Annotated in this window: 2 protein-coding genes; one reads left to right on the forward strand and one right to left on the reverse strand. The window is 56.7% G+C overall.

The genetic code is table 11. From position 1 onward, the window contains the following. Positions 1-354 precede the first annotated feature (354 nt). Positions 355-1,311: a 4-hydroxy-tetrahydrodipicolinate synthase gene (gene dapA / locus NW809_RS12080; protein WP_414402253.1), complete on the reverse strand. Its 957-nt coding sequence runs from the start codon at positions 1,309-1,311 to the stop codon at positions 355-357. A 271-nt stretch (positions 1,312-1,582) separates the two neighbouring features. On the opposite strand from dapA, the gene NW809_RS12085 reads away from it, so the two are divergent. Continuing rightward, positions 1,583-2,209, forward strand: a complete 627-nt coding sequence (locus tag NW809_RS12085) for a nitroreductase family protein (RefSeq protein WP_099812400.1) — start codon at positions 1,583-1,585, stop codon at positions 2,207-2,209. The last annotated feature ends 69 nt before the right edge of the window (positions 2,210-2,278 follow it).

Below are 2,278 nucleotides of genomic sequence, written 5' to 3' on the forward strand. Positions count from 1 at the left end.
ATCTCCCGCTCGCCTCCTAGCGGGATCATCTGCAGAGAGGAAGTGGGCTTAGCTGCCGAAGCCGCAGGACGGGAAGCGATCGAAGTACGTGGTGTTGGCATACTAGCTTTAGATCCTCAACAGTGACAGTCAAACAACAGACGAAAACTGGTATAGACAAATCCCAGCAAACTTACCCGCAAGGTCATAGGTAAAAGGCGGATTCCGCTGTTGCAATTTACCTCTTTCCCAGTTGGGAAAAAGCAAAAATTAGAAGGAAAACTGTCTTAATCACAGCTCAAACGCCACAGAAGACCCCCTAACCCTTAAAAAACTCTCGTCATGGTAAAGGTAAAACCTAAGAAAATAATCGAATCATGAAGCCTTCGCCGTCCCTCGTTCGGATCCCTGCGCTTCAGCCAGGAGGCCCATTTCTTGCAGCACTTGCCGTAAAACCTGTAAAGAACCGCCCTGGAGAGGCACCAGCGGAGGGCGCACCTGCCCCACTAGCCAACCCTGCATCTCTAGCGCTGCTTTGATCGGAACAGGGTTGGTCTCAATAAACAAAGCCTTAAACAGCGGAAACAGACGCAAATGATAAGTCAAGGCTTGGTCGTGTTGTCCCCTGCTGTAGCTTTGAATCAATTCCTGCAGTTGCGGCCCAACTAAGTGGCTAGCTACACTGACCACACCGCTGCCTCCCAAAGATAGGATCGGCAATGTCAGAGAGTCATCTCCTGAGTAGATGCCGAAATGTGAGGGAGTGAGCCGCCGAATTTCCGAGACTGCGTCCATTATACCACTAGCTTCCTTGATGGCGACAATCGTTTCCAACTCCGCCAATTTCGCCACAGTTTCCGGCTGCAGGCTCACCCCCGTCCGACCAGGAATGTTGTAGAGCATGATGGGCAGGTCGCTGGCTTGGGCGATCGCCTTAAAGTGCTGATAGAGGCCAGCTTGGGTGGGTTTGTTGTAGTAGGGCACCACCTGTAAAGAGCCATCCAAGCCCAATTGGGCAGCTTTTTTGGTGGCTTCAATGGCTTCGCGGGTGGAGTTGGATCCCGTCCCGGCGATAACTTTAGCCCGACCGGCCACCGCATCTCGCACCACGCGGAACAGTTCGTACTCCTCTTGCCAGGTTAGGGTGGGAGACTCGCCGGTGGTGCCACAGACCACGAGACCATCGCTGCCATGGGTTACCAAGTAATCGGCCAAACGAGCGGCTTCTTCGTAGTTAAGCTCCCCCTCAGGTGTAAAGGGAGTCACCATTGCCGTCAGCACGCGACCGAAATTCACAGGTTGCCTCTCCCCATCAACCACACCGCTCGCCATCGCCGGTCTGTGACCCCGCAAAATCCAATGCTGCGGGCTAGAGCCTTGATTATCCCCTTATCATAGCTGCCTTTGGGCCAGGGATCCCGTTTGGCCGAGGGGGCTGCTTGCCAAGGCCCGGCTCACCGGTTGCTTCAGACCGGCTAAAAAGGAGATAACCTAGAGAGGGCAGACCGTTTGAACCCAGAATGTACGGCTGCTCACCAACTCTGCCTCCAGTCGTGGGGTCAGCAGCCTTCTTGCTTTCGACCTTTGAGCTTCGAGGATTGCGATGGACGCCCTAGCCGCCCTAAAAGCGCGCATCTCCGCCGACAAGTTCGATCCCAGCCGCTCTTTATCGGAGATGGAGATCCAAGAGCTGGTTGCCTATGCTACGGAAGCCCCCTCTTCCTTCAACATCCAGCATTGGCGGTTTGTTGCCGTCGCCGATCCTGCAGATAAAGAGCGCCTCAAGGCCCTGGCCTACAACCAGCAGAAGGTGGCGGATGCGGCGGTGGTGTTTATCATCTTGGGGGATCTGAAGGGCTATGAGAAGCTGCCTGAGATCGCCCAAAGGGCCGTTGCCGCCGGGATCCTCCCTCCTGAGCGGGCGGAAAGTTGGGTAAGCATGGCCCAAGCCACCTACGCCAACAACCCCACCTTGGCGCGGGACGAGGCGATTCGCTCCGGGGCGCTGGCGGCCATGGCACTGATGATCGCGGCGCAGGCGAAGGGTTTGGTGAGCGGGCCGATGATCGGCTTTGACCCTGAAGGGGTCAAGCGAGAGTTTGGGATTGCTGATCGCTACGTGCCGGTGATGCTGCTGGCGGTGGGCTACCCTGCGCCCGGCAACTTGCCGCGCAAGCCTCGCTTGGGGGTGGATGAAGTTCTGGCCTTTGGGCGAGGGCGGGAGTTTTAGCTAATCCGCCGTTCGCGCTAGCGGGACGTAGTCCTGGAAGCCCCGCTCTGTACCCCCCTATATCCCAGC

The organism is Synechococcus sp. WC101, assembly GCF_047461555.1.
Lineage (GTDB): Bacteria > Cyanobacteriota > Cyanobacteriia > Thermostichales > Thermostichaceae > Thermostichus.

Excerpts from the sequence above, each read along its gene's own strand:
- NW809_RS12085 (WP_099812400.1), top strand. The coding sequence starts at position 1,583 with ATGGACGCCCTAGCCGCCCTAAAAGCGCGCATCTCCGCCGACAAGTTC.
- dapA (WP_414402253.1), bottom strand. The coding sequence starts at position 1,311 with ATGGCGAGCGGTGTGGTTGATGGGGAGAGGCAACCTGTGAATTTCGGT.